This window comes from Microcoleus sp. Z1_A1 (assembly GCF_036700305.1).
In the GTDB taxonomy this organism is placed as follows: domain Bacteria; phylum Cyanobacteriota; class Cyanobacteriia; order Cyanobacteriales; family Microcoleaceae; genus Microcoleus.
The window spans coordinates 87471-101620 of the sequence record NZ_JAUBOR010000002.1; the positions used below are offsets into that span (position 1 = coordinate 87471).

General features: G+C 46.9%; 16 protein-coding genes. 11 read left to right on the forward strand and 5 right to left on the reverse strand.

Annotated elements, in window-relative coordinates; translation table 11 throughout:
* Nucleotides 1-211: 211 nt before the first annotated feature.
* The 4 genes from QT973_RS01535 to QT973_RS01550 all read left to right on the forward strand — a co-directional run bounded on the left by QT973_RS01535 (nucleotide 212) and on the right by QT973_RS01550 (nucleotide 3401).
* Nucleotides 212-1399: an RNA-guided endonuclease TnpB family protein gene (locus QT973_RS01535; RefSeq protein ID WP_333053707.1), complete on the forward strand. Its 1188-nt coding sequence runs from the start codon at nucleotides 212-214 to the stop codon at nucleotides 1397-1399.
* An 84-nt stretch (nucleotides 1400-1483) separates the two neighbouring features.
* Nucleotides 1484-2521, forward strand: coding sequence for a pyruvate dehydrogenase (acetyl-transferring) E1 component subunit alpha (gene pdhA / locus QT973_RS01540; protein WP_333053708.1), 1038 nt, complete (start codon nucleotides 1484-1486; stop codon nucleotides 2519-2521).
* Between the two features lie 242 nt (nucleotides 2522-2763).
* Nucleotides 2764-3015, forward strand: a complete 252-nt coding sequence (locus QT973_RS01545; RefSeq protein ID WP_333053709.1) for a hypothetical protein — start codon at nucleotides 2764-2766, stop codon at nucleotides 3013-3015.
* Between the two features lie 191 nt (nucleotides 3016-3206).
* Nucleotides 3207-3401, forward strand: a complete 195-nt coding sequence (locus QT973_RS01550; protein WP_333338503.1) for a hypothetical protein — start codon at nucleotides 3207-3209, stop codon at nucleotides 3399-3401.
* A gap of 249 nt (nucleotides 3402-3650) precedes the next feature.
* On the opposite strand, the gene QT973_RS01555 is transcribed toward QT973_RS01550, so the two are convergent.
* From QT973_RS01555 to QT973_RS26990, 3 genes are all read right to left on the reverse strand, one after another.
* Nucleotides 3651-3866, reverse strand: a complete 216-nt coding sequence (locus QT973_RS01555) for a hypothetical protein (protein WP_333053711.1) — start codon at nucleotides 3864-3866, stop codon at nucleotides 3651-3653.
* 122 nt (nucleotides 3867-3988) lie between these two features.
* Nucleotides 3989-4636 (reverse strand): IS607 family transposase, encoded by a 648-nt coding sequence (locus QT973_RS01560; RefSeq protein ID WP_333053712.1) that lies wholly within the window; start codon nucleotides 4634-4636, stop codon nucleotides 3989-3991.
* A gap of 609 nt (nucleotides 4637-5245) precedes the next feature.
* Nucleotides 5246-5386 carry an MrcB family domain-containing protein gene (locus QT973_RS26990; protein WP_445243015.1) on the reverse strand — a complete coding sequence of 47 codons (141 nt, stop codon included), beginning with the start codon at nucleotides 5384-5386 and terminating at the stop codon, nucleotides 5246-5248.
* A gap of 500 nt (nucleotides 5387-5886) precedes the next feature.
* Here QT973_RS26990 and rpmI point away from each other — a divergent pair, with 500 nt between their 5' ends.
* From rpmI to QT973_RS01590, 6 genes are all read left to right on the forward strand, one after another.
* Nucleotides 5887-6084, forward strand: coding sequence for a 50S ribosomal protein L35 (gene rpmI, locus QT973_RS01565; protein WP_006634164.1), 198 nt, complete (start codon nucleotides 5887-5889; stop codon nucleotides 6082-6084).
* Nucleotides 6085-6103: 19 nt separating this feature from the next.
* Nucleotides 6104-6460 carry a 50S ribosomal protein L20 gene (gene rplT / locus QT973_RS01570; protein ID WP_333053713.1) on the forward strand — a complete coding sequence of 119 codons (357 nt, stop codon included), beginning with the start codon at nucleotides 6104-6106 and terminating at the stop codon, nucleotides 6458-6460.
* Nucleotides 6461-6732: 272 nt separating this feature from the next.
* Entirely contained in the window at nucleotides 6733-7263 is a 531-nt protein-coding gene (locus tag QT973_RS01575) for a tetratricopeptide repeat protein (RefSeq protein WP_333053714.1), read from the forward strand.
* A 237-nt stretch (nucleotides 7264-7500) separates the two neighbouring features.
* Nucleotides 7501-7878 (forward strand): response regulator, encoded by a 378-nt coding sequence (locus QT973_RS01580; RefSeq protein ID WP_333053715.1) that lies wholly within the window; start codon nucleotides 7501-7503, stop codon nucleotides 7876-7878.
* The gene (locus QT973_RS01585; protein WP_333053716.1) at nucleotides 7875-8483 is read left to right on the forward strand and encodes a chemotaxis protein CheC; all 609 of its coding nucleotides are present in this window, start codon (nucleotides 7875-7877) and stop codon (nucleotides 8481-8483) included. Before QT973_RS01580 ends, QT973_RS01585 begins: the two co-directional genes overlap by 4 nt.
* On the forward strand, nucleotides 8480-10672 hold the full coding sequence (locus QT973_RS01590; protein ID WP_333053717.1) for a diguanylate cyclase domain-containing protein: 2193 nt from the start codon (nucleotides 8480-8482) through the stop codon (nucleotides 10670-10672). Before QT973_RS01585 ends, QT973_RS01590 begins: the two co-directional genes overlap by 4 nt.
* Nucleotides 10673-11023: 351 nt before the next feature.
* Here the strand turns inward: QT973_RS01590 and QT973_RS01595 are convergent, their stop codons facing one another.
* Complete coding sequence (locus tag QT973_RS01595) at nucleotides 11024-11506, reverse strand: hypothetical protein (protein WP_333053718.1); 483 nt, start codon at nucleotides 11504-11506, stop codon at nucleotides 11024-11026.
* A gap of 587 nt (nucleotides 11507-12093) precedes the next feature.
* Here QT973_RS01595 and QT973_RS01600 point away from each other — a divergent pair.
* Entirely contained in the window at nucleotides 12094-12297 is a 204-nt protein-coding gene (locus tag QT973_RS01600; protein ID WP_333053719.1) for a hypothetical protein, read from the forward strand.
* A gap of 93 nt (nucleotides 12298-12390) precedes the next feature.
* Here the strand turns inward: QT973_RS01600 and QT973_RS01605 are convergent, their stop codons facing one another.
* Nucleotides 12391-14109 (reverse strand): ATP-binding protein, encoded by a 1719-nt coding sequence (locus QT973_RS01605; RefSeq protein WP_333053720.1) that lies wholly within the window; start codon nucleotides 14107-14109, stop codon nucleotides 12391-12393.
* Between the last annotated feature and the right edge of the window lie 41 nt (nucleotides 14110-14150).

Here is a 14150-nt window from a genome sequence, read left to right on the forward strand (position 1 = left end):
GTCCCGGCAATCCGCCCCGAGGGCCAAACTCATTTTAACTTTTGAGGGGGTTTGGGGCAGCTCTAAGTCCCACCCTGTACCCGTTGGGTCAGCGTTGGGATACATGGACTCCCCCAAGCAAATTTTATCTGGTCAATCAGGCGTAAAATTTGCAAGCTAGAGGGAATAATTTTATCAGAAATATATATAATTCTAAAGGGATGTGAAAACAATGCAGCATCAAGCCGTCAAAGTTAGGCTATATCCGACAACCCAACAGCAGGGGATACTAGCTCAACACTTTGGCTGTTCCCGCTGGTGGTGGAATTACGCACTAAATATGTGTATTGAAACCTACAAAGCCACGGGTAAAGGCTTGACCCAAGTTGCGTTAAACAAACTCCTGCCAAACCTTAAAAAACAAGAAGAAACACAATGGTTGTCTGAGTGTTACTCTCAGGTTCTGCAAGCTACTACGCTTAACCTGGTAACTGCTTACAAGAACTTTTTTGAGTCTAGGCCAAAATACCCTAGATTCAAATCCAAGAAAAATAGGCAGTCAATCCAGTACCCGCAATCAGTCAAACTGGTTGACGGCTCCCTCAAGTTTCCCGGTCGTGTCGGCCTTGTCAAAGCCAAGTTACATCGACCGATTGAAGGAACCATCAAAACTGTAACAGTCAGTGTTACTCCTTCGGGGAAATACTATGCCTCTGTGCTGACAAAACTCGAAGGAGATAAACCAGTTGCTTGCACCGATGGAAAAGTTGCCGGAGTTGACTTGGGATTGAAAGATTTTGCTGTTGTTAATGATGGCATCAAGACATCCAAGTACCCTAATCCCAAGCATTTAGCAAAACATGAACGCAACCTGAAAAGAAAGCAGCAAAAATTAGCCAGAAAGGAGAAAGGAAGCAAGTCTAGAAATAAAGCCACGAAACTGGTGGCTAGGGTTCACGAACGAATTAGCAATGTCCGCCAAGACTACTTGCATAAGCTGTCAAGAAAGCTTGTTGACGATAACCAAGTCATCGTAGTCGAAAACCTTCACGTTAAGGGCATGGTTCGTAATCACAAACTAGCTCAAGCAATTTCTGATGTAGGTTGGGGAATGTTTGTCAATTTCTTGCATTACAAACTTGACCGCGAAGGTAAAGTGTTAGTAGAGATTGACCGATGGTTCCCTAGCTCGAAACTCTGCTCAAATTGTCACTATCAGGTGAATGAAATGCCATTAGGTGTTAGGGTATGGACTTGCCCTAGTTGTGGTACTCATCACGATAGAGATGGCAACGCTGCAACCAATATCAGAGCAGAAGGAATCAGAATGCTATCGGTCTTGGGAACCAGGACTGCTGCTGATGGAGGGGATGTGAGTCCGAGACTGGGACGCAAGTCCAAGTTGACGCAATCCCCGTAGAAGTCAGAAGCTCACGCTGTACCTTTATGTCAGCGCTGGGTAGTTCACATGTCTAGGAAGCCGATCGTCGGGTATTAATTATTTATGGTTCAGGAACGGACTTTACCAGTTTTTGACGCGCAAAGCGTAACCATTTCTCGGGATGAGGGCTTAATGCTCTACGAGGATATGGTCTTGGGGCGCTACTTTGAGGACAAGTGTGCTGAGATGTACTACCGGGGCAAAATGTTTGGTTTTGTCCACTTGTACAACGGTCAGGAAGCTGTGTCTACTGGCGTGATTCGATCGATGCGCCGGGATGACACTGATTACGTTAGCAGCACCTACCGCGATCACGTTCACGCTTTGAGCGCGGGCGTGCCGGCGCGGGAGGTAATGGCGGAGTTGTTCGGGAAGGAAACGGGTTGCTCGAAGGGCCGCGGCGGTTCGATGCACATGTTTTCGGCAGAACACCGACTGTTGGGAGGTTATGCTTTTGTGGCTGAGGGAATTCCTGTAGCTACGGGTGCGGCTTTTCAATCGAAGTACCGGCGCGAAGCTTTGGGGGATGAGAGTTCCGATGGCGTGACTGCTTGTTTTTTTGGCGATGGTGCTGCAAATAACGGGCAGTTTTTTGAGTGTTTGAATATGGCGGCTTTGTGGAAGTTGCCGATTATTTATGTTGTGGAAAACAACAAATGGGCGATCGGGATGGCCCACGAGCGAGCTACTTCTGACCCGCTAATTTACAAGAAGGCTCATGCTTTTGGCATGGCTGGTTTTGAGGTTGACGGGATGGATGTTTTGGCGGTGCGGGAAGTGGCGAAGGAAGCTGTGGCGCGGGCGCGGGCCGGCGAGGGACCGACTTTGATCGAGGCTTTGACTTATCGCTTTCGCGGGCATTCTTTGGCCGATCCTGATGAGTTGCGTTCTAAGGAAGAGAAGGAATATTGGTTCCCCCGCGATCCGATTAAGAAGTTGGCTGCTGAGTTGATCGATCGAACTTTGGCAACGGCTGAAGAATTGAAAGAGATCGATCGTAAGATTCAAGCAGTAATTGACGATGCAGTGGATTTTGCTGAGAAAAGCGCTGAACCAGATCCTAGCGAATTGTATCGGTTTATCTATGCAGAAGATGAGTAAGCTGTTGTGCATTTAACTTGTATGTTTAGGGCGGGCTCTTAGGCCCAACCCCTACTCCCCACAAGAGTGATAGAAGCCCGTAGGGATACGGCGAAAGCCTTTGTCCCTACTGCACTTCCTAAACCAGAAATACGCTGTAAGACTTACGTACAAACTCTACTTGTAGGGTGTGCATTGCGAACCTTACAACCATCAATTAGGGCTAGAATCAAAGGTAGACTTTCTAGACGAAAAGAGGCGATATGATAAATCTCGATCGCGCTCAAACTCAATCCCGCAAAAATATGGGTGCAGTTCGAGTCAAAGTCAAGCTAACGAATGCCATTGATGCAGAGGTAGTCCAAAGAGGATTGCTCAATCCAAATCTGTTGCGTGTGTACGAAGCAGAAGCACTCATAGATACTGGTACGGTACGCACAGCTATTCCTGTAGAAGTCCGCGAACACCTGGGTTTAAGAATTAGGAGTCAATCGATTTTAGATTTTAGATTTTAGATTTTAGATTTTAGAGGCGACCCCACAGATAAATGCTCTTTATTGAGGATTTTCGATTTTCGATTTTGGATTGATTCCACGGATAAATCACGTGGCGGCTACCACATGAAGAAATTGGTGGTCAGGAAATAGCAAAATATGCTGATAGCCGACAAGAAACAGTGGGTTTTACTGGGCCGATTATCATTGAAATGCAAGGGCGCGAAACGATTGATGCGGTAATGGTTTTAGGCGATATCGTATTCATCGGTCACACTGTGTTAGACACTTTCGATTTGCTAGTAGATTGCAAAAATCCGCGTCTAATTCCCAATCCCGAAAATCCCGAAAGGTTTGTATTGAGAGTTCACTACTATATCCAACTTAAATACCTCCCCGGAGGCTAAGCTGTTCGACCTTTAAAGGAGGATAGTAGGGGGCCCAGCGTCATTCGATTTTAGATTTTAGATTTTAGATTTTGGATTGACTTGCGCGAGATAAATTCGGGGGACGCAAGGATTTGAGATTTTAGATTTTGGATTGATTCCACGGATAAATCACGTGGCGGGTACCATCAAGAAATTCTTGGTCAATAAGCGTTTCCCATGTATAGTAAGTGTTCGCGAATGGCGCACCTTACCTGGATCGTTAATGGTTTAAATGCTCCACAGCTTAGCGAATTTTGGATAACCTGCTTTTCCCGAACGATATCGACTAAACGCATCTTTCAAGTCAATCAAAGCATTTTGATAAACTCGACTATACAACTGGTTCATCCAAACGAATTTAGGCTGTTTCTTGACGTGGTTGGTGAGAATTTTTTTGACTTCGTTGAGTACCTTGGAGTCAGAAAGCTTCCCATTGCTATACATTTGGGTTCTCCGGCTTAATCCACAATTAAATACTACGTGCCAAAATCCTAGGTGTTTGGCCACCAAGGTTGCTTCATTGTTATTCAATTTTAGCGATAGTTTGACGCCAAATATAGTTAAACTTACTTGGAGCTGCTTACTTGATTCACTATAGAGGAATCCGAACAAGGATCTATACCCTCTACAATATTCTTAACTTTAGCTTTGTATTTCCGCAGTCCGTAGAGGCGGGAAGAAAAACAGTGGATTATCGAAAGCAAGTCTTGAGTCAATTCTTCATGCGGTGAAAGGCTTTCGGCGTTGGCGACGATAATTGTCCCGCCATTCCACTCTAGAATTTGCTCGACAAGTTCAAAACCAAATCGGCACAGGCGATCTTTATGGGCCACGTACAACACCCTAACATCGCCCAGCATCGCCCATTGTAAGATTTGCAGAAATTTGGGACGTTTGAAATTAAGTCCACCCCCAATCTCCTGAATGGAGTCTGTGATAGCAACTCCTTGCGCCAAGCAGAATTGTTCCATAGCTTGTGTCTGACGAAGTAAGTCTTGTTTTTGTCCAGTGGACGAGACGCGACAATATACGATCACCCGATGGGGTGGCGTTTTACCGGTTTTGAGGTTCCGGACTATATTTAGGTGACTTTCTGAATAAACACGCTGGTTACCCAGTGTCCTCTCAGGGATTAACTTGCCTTCCTTTTCCCAGCGCCGTAACGTAGAGCTTGAGACTCCCACTAATTTTGCGAATTCTGCCACTTTCCACATAGAACTTTCTCTCGGCGATTAACTATGGACAAGTTTAGCAAATTATTTGACACTTAAGTCTTGCTCAAATGCGATAGTAACCCCTAATCATAAGGATGGTCGCATCGGGTGAGCGACATCCCCTAAGCTGTGGAGCATTTAAACGAGTAACGAGGCTTAGGATCGGGAATTAAATAACTTACAATTTTAATTGTTATTGTGGGATGGGCTCTTATAGCCCGTCATGAGTGGACGGGCTATAAGAGCCCATCCCACTTTCAAGAGTGGTAGTTATTTAATTCTCATTCCTTATGTGGTGTTAATCGGTAGGGTGCGGATCTGCTTCATATTTGATAAAGATTGTAGATTGACGGGTGTATCTGCACCTTACTCGCGTCTCTCTTCTTGTGTGTACTACATATACATGGAATATGCTGTATTTCTTTGATCTGCTATTCCTTGATTGAGAGAAGGATAAATTTCCGAGAAGTAGGCGCGAAATAAACACAGTAAAACCGGGAGCATCTCAATGAAAGCAGCTAAGCTAGAAATTGGAGTTTTGAGGCTCTCTTGCTGCGGAGCAGGAGGCAGGAGGAAAGAGTCAGAAGGAAGCAGCCAGAAGAAGTGTTTTTACAAATATGAGATGCTCCCGTAAAACCACGACTGGAAACTCTCAGTTACAAGGTTGTTAAATATTGCTATCCAAGGAACTTTTGCCCAAGAATCTTTCCCGGCTGAAGCTTTTACGCTATATATTTCGGGTAATTCCAATTAAGCACTTATTGATTTCGCCAGTACATTTATGACATATAGCCTTTCTCAGAAAGATGGAGTACGCCAAAACCCTGTGTTATCAAGCTTTTTTAGTGGAATTGTGTACCTCATTTACCCCAGAACCGCTATAATTAGCAAAGTAATGTTCGTTGAAGTTGTCATTACTGAGCAATGGATATTTTCCAGGGATTTTTTCCATGGGATATGTAAGCGCCCGAATCAATAATTAAGGTTGGATATTCAATTTAATTATCCTGCCTCACGAACAGGTTTCAAATATTAACTCTGTTGATAAGCCTTTATGATACCGCAACGGCAGTATAACATTTTATACTATTTGTTAACTGCAGCAAACAACCACAAGATTAGCCGATCGCCCGATCGCCCCTCCTGTATATCGCAGTAAATACAGTGCCGCCCCCAACCCGCAAATCTCCCTTGCAGAAAGTACCACAAATGTGATACGGTTGAAGCTTGTGTCCAAATAACACCAGTCCATGCCAAAACTCAAAACTCGCAAAGCAGCCGCAAAGCGCTTTAGAGCGACCGGCAGCGGTAAAATTGTGCGCCGCAAAGCTTACAAAAGCCACTTGCTACAGCACAAAAGTTCAGCTCGCAAAAGCCGTCTCTCTAAGCTGGTCGTCATCGACGAGACCAACGACGCTAACGTGCGGTTAATGCTTCCATACTTGTAAAGTTTAACGGAAATTAAAGATGACACGGGTAAAACGCGGTAATGTCGCCAGAGCGCGCCGCAAAAAAATTCTCAAATTAGCCAAGGGTTTCCGAGGCGCACAGTCGAAACAGTTCCGCACAGCTAACCAACGGGTGATGCAGGCCCTGCGTAACGGTTATCGCGATCGCAAAAAACGCAAACGCGATTTCCGCCGCCTGTGGATTGCTCGGATCAATGCTGCATCGCGCCAGCACGGCACGAGCTACAGCAGACTGATCGGCAACATGAAAAAGGCCAACATCGAAATCAACCGCAAAATGCTGGCACAAATGGCGATCGTTGACCCGGCAACATTCGGTAAAGTCGTGGAAATGGCTAATCGAGCCGGAGGCTGAAAGTTAGCTTGATTTTCAGAAGGCAGAAAGCAGAAGTAAGAAAGATTTAACGGTCTGCCAGAGAAGGAAAACTCCTGATAAATTTAGGAGGTTGAGACAAACTTTCCTTCTTTGTTCTTACTTCTGGACTCTTGCTTTTTCAGAAATCGCGATCGGGCCAGTCGATCGCTATTTCGTTGTTTTTTATACAGTTGCAGAAGCAGATATCAGAGATTTCTACTGCCTTAAAATAAATAAAACCTTCCACAGACCTACCTAATTTTAAGAAAAACATGGATAGTAATTTGCTCATTATTTACTTGTCAGTCCTGCTCGCTATACTCGGCAGCACTTCCTGGTTTGTGGTGCGCCAGATTCTCAAAACTCGGAAGCTGGAAATGTCTCTGGAACGCTTAGAAAATAAGCTGACCGTAGAAAAAGGAACAGCGCAGGAATACTACGAATTAGGAAGTATCTATCTAGATAAGAAGCTTTACTCCCAGGCGATCGTACTGTTTCAAAAAGCCCTGAAAGCCAAAGACTTAGAAGGCGAAGAAAATCAAGCTGTTATCTACAACGCCCTCGGTTTTGCACACTTTGGCCAAGAACAGTACGACATCGCCATCCGCCACTACAAAGAAGCCCTGAAGTTGCAGCCAGAATACGTTACATCTCTCAATAATCTGGGTCACGCCTACGAGCGCAAAAAATTAACAGCTCAAGCCTTGGAAATCTACGAACAAGCTCTCGCCTGCGAGCCAGACAATACCACGGCTAAACAGCGAGTAGAGTCCCTCCGGAAGCGTTTGGTAATCTATAATTGAGCGCCCATGTTAGGAGCAATAGAGATCCCGCAAACCTGGTTTCATTCAGAAACCGGGTTTTTTCTTCACATAGTCCAAGATACTAAACTATCCAATACATTAATGCGTTAGTTTTTAAGAACAGGAATTGCAAGTGAAGCTCGATCGCACACCGTCTCAGCACTTTAAATTACTGTCAAGATAAAAGCAGTACCTGCAACGCCGGTCAGTCCTAAACAATAGAAGGAGGAGAACGTAGTGACATCAATTCTCGTTGTCGAAGATTCGTGGTTGACTCGCAGGGTAATCTGCAAAATCCTGCGAGCAGAAGGATACGAGACTTGGGAAGCATCCAGCGGCCCAGAAGCTCTAGAACTGCTCGGCACTAAAACCCCAAACTGTATGCTCTTGGATTTGCTGATGCCGGAAATGGAAGGTAGGGAAGTCCTGCAAGCCATGCGCGATCGAGGATATAAAATTCCAGTGATCGTCATTACCGCAGACATCCAAGCCAGCACACGCTCCGAGTGCATGGAACTCGGAGCCCTAGCAGTCATTCACAAAATGCCCAACTCAGACGAACTAATCGGGTGGATCAAAAAAGCTCTCAGTGTCAGCGAGGAGAACACCCAATGAAATTAAGCACTCGACAGCTCGATGCTTTGCAGGAACTCGTCAACATCGGGATCGGTCAAGCCGCAGGGGTTTTGAACGACATGATCGACTCCCCGATTCGCTTGCAAATTCCCTACCTTCAGATTCTGACTCCCATCGACGTGGCAGAAGAGTTAGAGCAACACCTCAACGGCGAGCAAATCGCCGCTGTCCAGCTCAAATTCACAGGCTCCTTTGGAGGCATTGCCCAGCTAGTCTTTCCCACAAACAGCGCTGCCCTGCTGGTGACAATGCTGACAGGGGAAGAAGCTGGAACTCAGGATCTCGATTCAGTCAAAATTGGTACGCTGAGTGAAGTGGGAAATATTGTAATTAATGGGGTCATGGGTGCAATCAGCAACGTACTTCAGCAGCGCCTGAACTATTCAATTCCCACTTATAGCGAAGGGACGATTGCTAGTTTGCTGATATCTGGCGGTTTAGCTACTGATACAGTTGTTTTATTAGCCCAGACCAGTTTCATGATTGAAAGGCTTCACATTGAAGGAGATATCATTCTTATTTTCAATGTTAATTCCTTTGACACCTTGTTGACTGCTATCAATCAACTTGCCGGGGGTCTATGATTGAGGAGAGCAAAAGTATTAAGGAAAAGTTTGGGGTTCTCGACAGCGTACCAGTCGGCGCCTGCTTGCTGCAAGAGGATTTTGTGGTGCTGTTTTGGAACACTTGTCTCGAAGAGTGGACTAAAATTTCCCGCAGCCAAATATTGGGAACAAAGATCACAACCCATTTTCCTCACCTGAGTCAGTTAAAGTACGCCACTCGCTTCAAGCAAATCTTTGCAGGAGGCCCGCCAACAATTTTTTCTTCTCAAATTCACAAACACCTGATTCCGGCAACTTGGCAAGACGGCCAGCAGCGAATTCAGCAAACTACTGTGACTGCTGTGCCGGCCGTAGAGGCTGGCATTGAAGAACAGGAGATTAGAGACTGGGTTCTCCATACTCTTGAGTTGGAATCAGACGGTACTGTCGGCTCCCGATCGTCAAGAAGTGCTTTTGTGTCTAGGGAATCTCCACCCTCAGTTTCGTCATCAATATGGCCGGGGGTCAATGCCCCATCGTTCTACGCGCTGCTGGTGATTCAAGACGTGACCGACCTCACCCATCGCATCCAAGCTTACCGCACAATGCGGGATCAAGCTGTGGAAGAAGTGCAAGTGCGTCAGCGGGTGGAGGAAGAATTGCGATCGAGCCAGCATTTCATCCAGCAAATTGCTGACGCGGCGCCTTATTTGCTCTACATCTACGATTTGACCCAACAGCGCAACGTCTACGTCAACGGTCAAGCTTCTAAATTGCTGGGCTACACTCCCCAAGAAATTTTACAGATGCAAACTGCTTTGTACTCCAGTTTGGTGTACCCAGAAGATTTGCCGAGGCTCAAAGCCCACCAGAAAAAATTTCCCTCGACTCAAGACGGGCATATTTTGGAGTTGGAATATCGGCTCAAACATCGATCGGGCCAATGGCGCTGGTTTCGCTGCCGCGACCAAGTTTTCGCCCGCACAGCCGACGGCTGTCCCAAACAAATTTTCGGCACCGCTCAAGATATCACTGAGTACAAGCGGGCAGAAGAGACGCTGCGGCAGCAGAACGAACGAGAACTGCTGATGGCGACGATTACTCAGCACATCCGCCAGTCTCTGGATTTGGGCGAAGTGCTCCGCACGACAGTGACAGAAGTGCGTCAGTTCCTTCAGGCCGATCGAGTGATGATCGTCCGCTTTAACACCTGTACCGGCAGTTTCGGCGCCGGCCCGGCGACGGGGGCGGTGACAGTGGAATCTGTAGCTGCCAACTGCCAGCCGATGTTGGGGGAAACCCTGGAAAATTTCTGTTTTGACCAGTTTTATCTCGAAGCGTACCAACATCGAGCGATCCGACCGATCGCCGATATCTTGGCTGCAGATTTGCCACAATATCAAATTGACTTGCTCGCACAATTCGCGGTGAGAGCTTATTTGGTTGTGCCTTTAGTGCAAGGAGACGAGTTGTGGGGGCTGCTGATGGCCCACCAGTGCAGTCCCCGGCAGTGGATGCAGTTGGAAGTAGAGTTGCTGTCTTCTCTGGCCACCCAGTTGGCGATCGCCATCAAGCAAGCAGAACTCTACCAGCAGTTGCAAGCGGCCAACCTCAAGTTAGAGCGCTTGGCAACTTTAGACGAACTCACGCAGCTAGCCAACCGCCGCCGTTTCGATCAGTATTTAGAAATGGAGTGGCACAGACAAGCCAGGGAACAAACGCCTCTGTCCCTGATTCTCTGCGATATTGATTCTTTTAAAAGCTACAACGATACCTACGGGCATCAAGGCGGAGACGAATGTTTGCGACAAGTCGCCGCGGCGATCGCCGATGCAGTCAATCGGCCAGCAGATTTAGTAGCTCGCTACGGAGGCGAAGAATTTGCCGTTATTTTGCCCAATACCGCGATTCAAGGCGCGGTGTTGGTAGCCGAACACATACAGCTCAAAATCGCAGCTTTGGAGCTGCCTCACGCTGGTTCTCAGGTGAGCCCCTACGTCACTCTCAGCCTGGGCGTAGCGAGTATTGTTCCTGGATCTGAATCGGGAGCCGAAATTCTGATTGCTGCAGCCGACCAAGCGCTGTATCAAGCTAAACGACTTGGGCGCGATCGTATCCAACTTTACCAGCCCGATCCTGCTGGCAAGCCGAATGGCACAGGCACTTCGATACTGCCTGTAGATTTTTCTCTACCTAACACTAATTTACCCTCTCCCACTAGCGCTTGACGAATTGCCATATTTGTGGATTCCGAGTAGTTATGCCACTCCGCAAAAAAAATGCCACTGTAAGCCCGCGATCCAAACCCTGATCTCCCTCTGCTGTAACTTATCACCACAACTCCAGCACAACCAACTTTCTTTCTGAGCTCCGTTACATCAGAAGAAAGCGAATCCGTTGCCGAACTTCCTTCTTCAACATCTGCTATATCCTTGAGGGTTGCAGGTTCGGGATGCTAAAGAAAGGTTTTGCACAAGTTGCCAAGTATCTCGATCTTCAAATAACAGCCATTCTGCACCTTCGCAGTATAATTTGGCTAAATCGACGCTACCACCAATTCGCTCGATCGCCCTACGAAATTATATCCTTGGTATTTCGCCGCTTTCGCTAACTGTCGATCGGGTTTTTGCCGAAACTTCCCGAATGTCGAGGACTACTTTACCATCTCGACATCCTACTGCTTCCATAAAATATGTAAATTTTGCGATTTGAGATTGATGTTTGAGATAATTTTCTAGGTATGGAGTAGCTTCGTAGGCGTGAATTACGGCTTGGGGAAATCTGTTCCTCGCAGCAATCGGAAATAAGCCGACATTGGCTCCAATATCAATAATTGTCGTCAGCAATTCAGATAATTTCTCGACTCCGTAGCAGTCGTCTAAAAGCACTTCTATAAATTCTCCGTCCATGCCTTTCTCTGAAGGCACGTTTACTTGATGCAGTTTTCCTTGCACAATTAATTGTTCGGGTAATTGAAAGTTAGCAACTCTGTTAAATTTAATCCCTAAATTTTTTGCTCTAATTTGGCCCTGCACGAGTTGCTGAAGTTTATGGACAAGCATAGGGAGAGATGGAGATTTGTTTTCATTTTTTTAACATAACGTTCGATGATGGAAAAGCCTCTAAGGATCGCGAATTAAATAACTTACAATTTTAATTGTTATTGTGGGACGGGCGGGACGCCCATCCCACACACTTGTGGAAGTTATTTAATTCTCATTCCTAAGTAATAAGCTGTTCGGCATTTAAAGGGCTTGCGTAAGGTGCGTCAGCATCTAAGGTTTTCCGTTTCAGCGTAAGGGTTCACTCCTGACGCACCCTACTAGCCTCGTTACTGGTTTAAATGCTCCACAGCTTAATTCACATTTTGCACCGCTTGTAAATCTAGTTGAACTATGCAAATTCAACCTGAAGGCGATAGTTTTAGTCAACCAATCCGGCTGATTCGGAGTTTGTTGAGAAGGCGCTAGATATCATGACAGAGAGTTATTTTTTTGTTCACAAGAGTAAATATGCTTTAATATATGTCAAAAGGCGCTGCAAAACACGGAATTGAAAAATGTTAGAGTGCGATCGACTGCTCCCAACAATTGAACAGTTAGTAAGGCTCCACTTCGCCAGGGCTGCGGAGTCGGAAATTAACTAGCGGTTGAGGGAAAAATTCGCCAGCCCGCGAGTGAATGCTTGGCTCGATCGTGCAAACAATGCGATCGCCCTAATTCCCGACCGCAATCCCCAAAAGTCGATCGCCATTACCGCTGACAAAGATGAAATTCGCACCCTAGAGAATCTAGCACTCACGCAGGCTCTACTCGATAACCACTCTGAGTGCTTCCTATCCTGGATACAGTAGACTTGTTGCCTGAATCAAGTTAACAGAGGTTTGTGCTGCTGACAAAAAGCCCATTATTCTCAAACGCAACATTTGTTCTTGAACACCTGGGTTTTAGCACCTGCTTGTACGTCCGGTGAGGCTGGCCACCACCGCCACTAACTCGGCAGCATCTACGGGTTTGGTCAAATGCATCTGAAAACCTGCTAATAGTGCCTGCTGACGATCGTCATTCCGGGCATAAGCCGTCAGCGCGATCGCGGGTAGCCTACCGCCCCGCAGCGCTTCAAGTTGACGCAGCTTGCGGATCAGGGAGTAGCCATCCTCATCCGGCATCCCAATATCGCTCACTAAAACATCGGGGCTGCGATCAGTTGCGGTTTCGATAATGCTCAAAGCCTCCTTTACCGAAGCCACAGCCATGACATGAGCACCATACTTTTCCAGAATTGTGCTCAGCAACTCTAGGGCGTCAGCCTCGTCCTCTACCACTAAGATTTGTAAGCCTTCAAGGGTGGGCGAGGCCTGAAACCTCCCATTCGCCTCGACGATCGAGTTTAATGGCTCTGGATCGCTCGGTGGTAGATGGATAATCATCACCGGCAGTTTGACTGTAAAAGTCGTCCCCTGTCCTATCCCTGGACTCACTACCGTTACAGTCCCGCCATGTAATTCAACTAATTGACGCACAATGGCTAACCCTAAACCCAACCCCCCATAACTGCGAGTAGTCGTGCTGTCGTGCTGGCTGAAGCGATCGAAGACAAACGGTAGAAAGTCCGAGCTGATGCCTGCTCCAGTGTCGCTGACAGTAATTTCAACATGGGAATTAACCCGCTGCAAACGAATCTGGACTCGCCCGTCTTTAGGGGTAAATTTGAGGGCATTAGAAAGTAGATTCCACACAACTTGCTGCAACCTATCGGCATCACCCAAGAGCGGGCCAGCTTCAGAATCGAGCACGCTTTGCAGGCGAATAGACTTTGCCTCAGCAGCCAATTGTACAGACTCAATCGCCGATTCAATCACCGGCACGAGGTTGACAGGACGGACTCGGAGGCGCAGTTTACCTGTGATGATGCGAGAAACATCGAGGATGTCTTCGATGAGCTGGGCTTGAGACTTCGCGTTTCGCTCGATCGTCTCCAAAGCCCGCGCCACCTTATCCTCACTCAGGTTTTTTTGCCGTAACATCGTTGACCATCCTAAGATCGCGTTGAGAGGAGTTCTGAGTTCATGAGAAAGAATCGAGAGAAACTCATCCTTGGCACGGTTGGCGGCCTCTGCCTCTGCCCGAATTACTTGTTCACGCTTCAATAATTCGTCTTTGGTGCGATTAGACGCTTCCAGTTGGGCAGTGCGTTCCTGCACCCGTTGCTCTAGCTCCACATTAATCGCCTGGATACGGCGGCGACTATTTTCTAGTTCCTGGTTTGTAAGGGCAAGTTGAGCTGGACTGGGCGTATCGAGTGCCACTGGAATTAAGGGAATCAGTAAAAAAGTGAACGTATAGAAAGACCAAACACCAGTGACAGCTTTGATCAGTCCTGAAACCCAATAAATGGGGTGCCAAAGTGTCACTATTCCCATTAGGTGCGTCGTGCCACATAAGGCAAAAATAAAAAAGAAACCCACCAGCAGCATCACGGTGTGAGCAGGCAGATCCTTACGCTCATTCGTAAAGTAAACAATGGCAAACGCCACCGAGTAATAAGCGAGGGTAGTCAAGGCATCGGACGTTAAGTGCAGCCAGACTAACCCCGGTTTCCAGAGGTAACAATGCCCGTGAGGAATGAAATTACTAGAAAAGAAGGTGCTCAAGAGGTTAGGCATATTAGTTTACGGCACTGTCAAGTTAATTTAGGGGGTGTCAT

Coding starts and splice junctions, on each gene's coding strand:
- QT973_RS01535 (WP_333053707.1), top strand. CDS start 212: ATGCAGCATCAAGCCGTCAAAGTTAGGCTATATCCGACAACCCAACAG.
- pdhA (WP_333053708.1), top strand. CDS start 1,484: ATGGTTCAGGAACGGACTTTACCAGTTTTTGACGCGCAAAGCGTAACC.
- QT973_RS01545 (WP_333053709.1), top strand. CDS start 2,764: ATGATAAATCTCGATCGCGCTCAAACTCAATCCCGCAAAAATATGGGT.
- QT973_RS01550 (WP_333338503.1), top strand. CDS start 3,207: ATGCAAGGGCGCGAAACGATTGATGCGGTAATGGTTTTAGGCGATATC.
- QT973_RS01555 (WP_333053711.1), bottom strand. CDS start 3,866: ATGTATAGCAATGGGAAGCTTTCTGACTCCAAGGTACTCAACGAAGTC.
- QT973_RS01560 (WP_333053712.1), bottom strand. CDS start 4,636: ATGTGGAAAGTGGCAGAATTCGCAAAATTAGTGGGAGTCTCAAGCTCT.
- rpmI (WP_006634164.1), top strand. CDS start 5,887: ATGCCAAAACTCAAAACTCGCAAAGCAGCCGCAAAGCGCTTTAGAGCG.
- rplT (WP_333053713.1), top strand. CDS start 6,104: ATGACACGGGTAAAACGCGGTAATGTCGCCAGAGCGCGCCGCAAAAAA.
- QT973_RS01575 (WP_333053714.1), top strand. CDS start 6,733: ATGGATAGTAATTTGCTCATTATTTACTTGTCAGTCCTGCTCGCTATA.
- QT973_RS01585 (WP_333053716.1), top strand. CDS start 7,875: ATGAAATTAAGCACTCGACAGCTCGATGCTTTGCAGGAACTCGTCAAC.
- QT973_RS01590 (WP_333053717.1), top strand. CDS start 8,480: ATGATTGAGGAGAGCAAAAGTATTAAGGAAAAGTTTGGGGTTCTCGAC.
- QT973_RS01595 (WP_333053718.1), bottom strand. CDS start 11,506: ATGCTTGTCCATAAACTTCAGCAACTCGTGCAGGGCCAAATTAGAGCA.
- QT973_RS01605 (WP_333053720.1), bottom strand. CDS start 14,109: ATGCCTAACCTCTTGAGCACCTTCTTTTCTAGTAATTTCATTCCTCAC.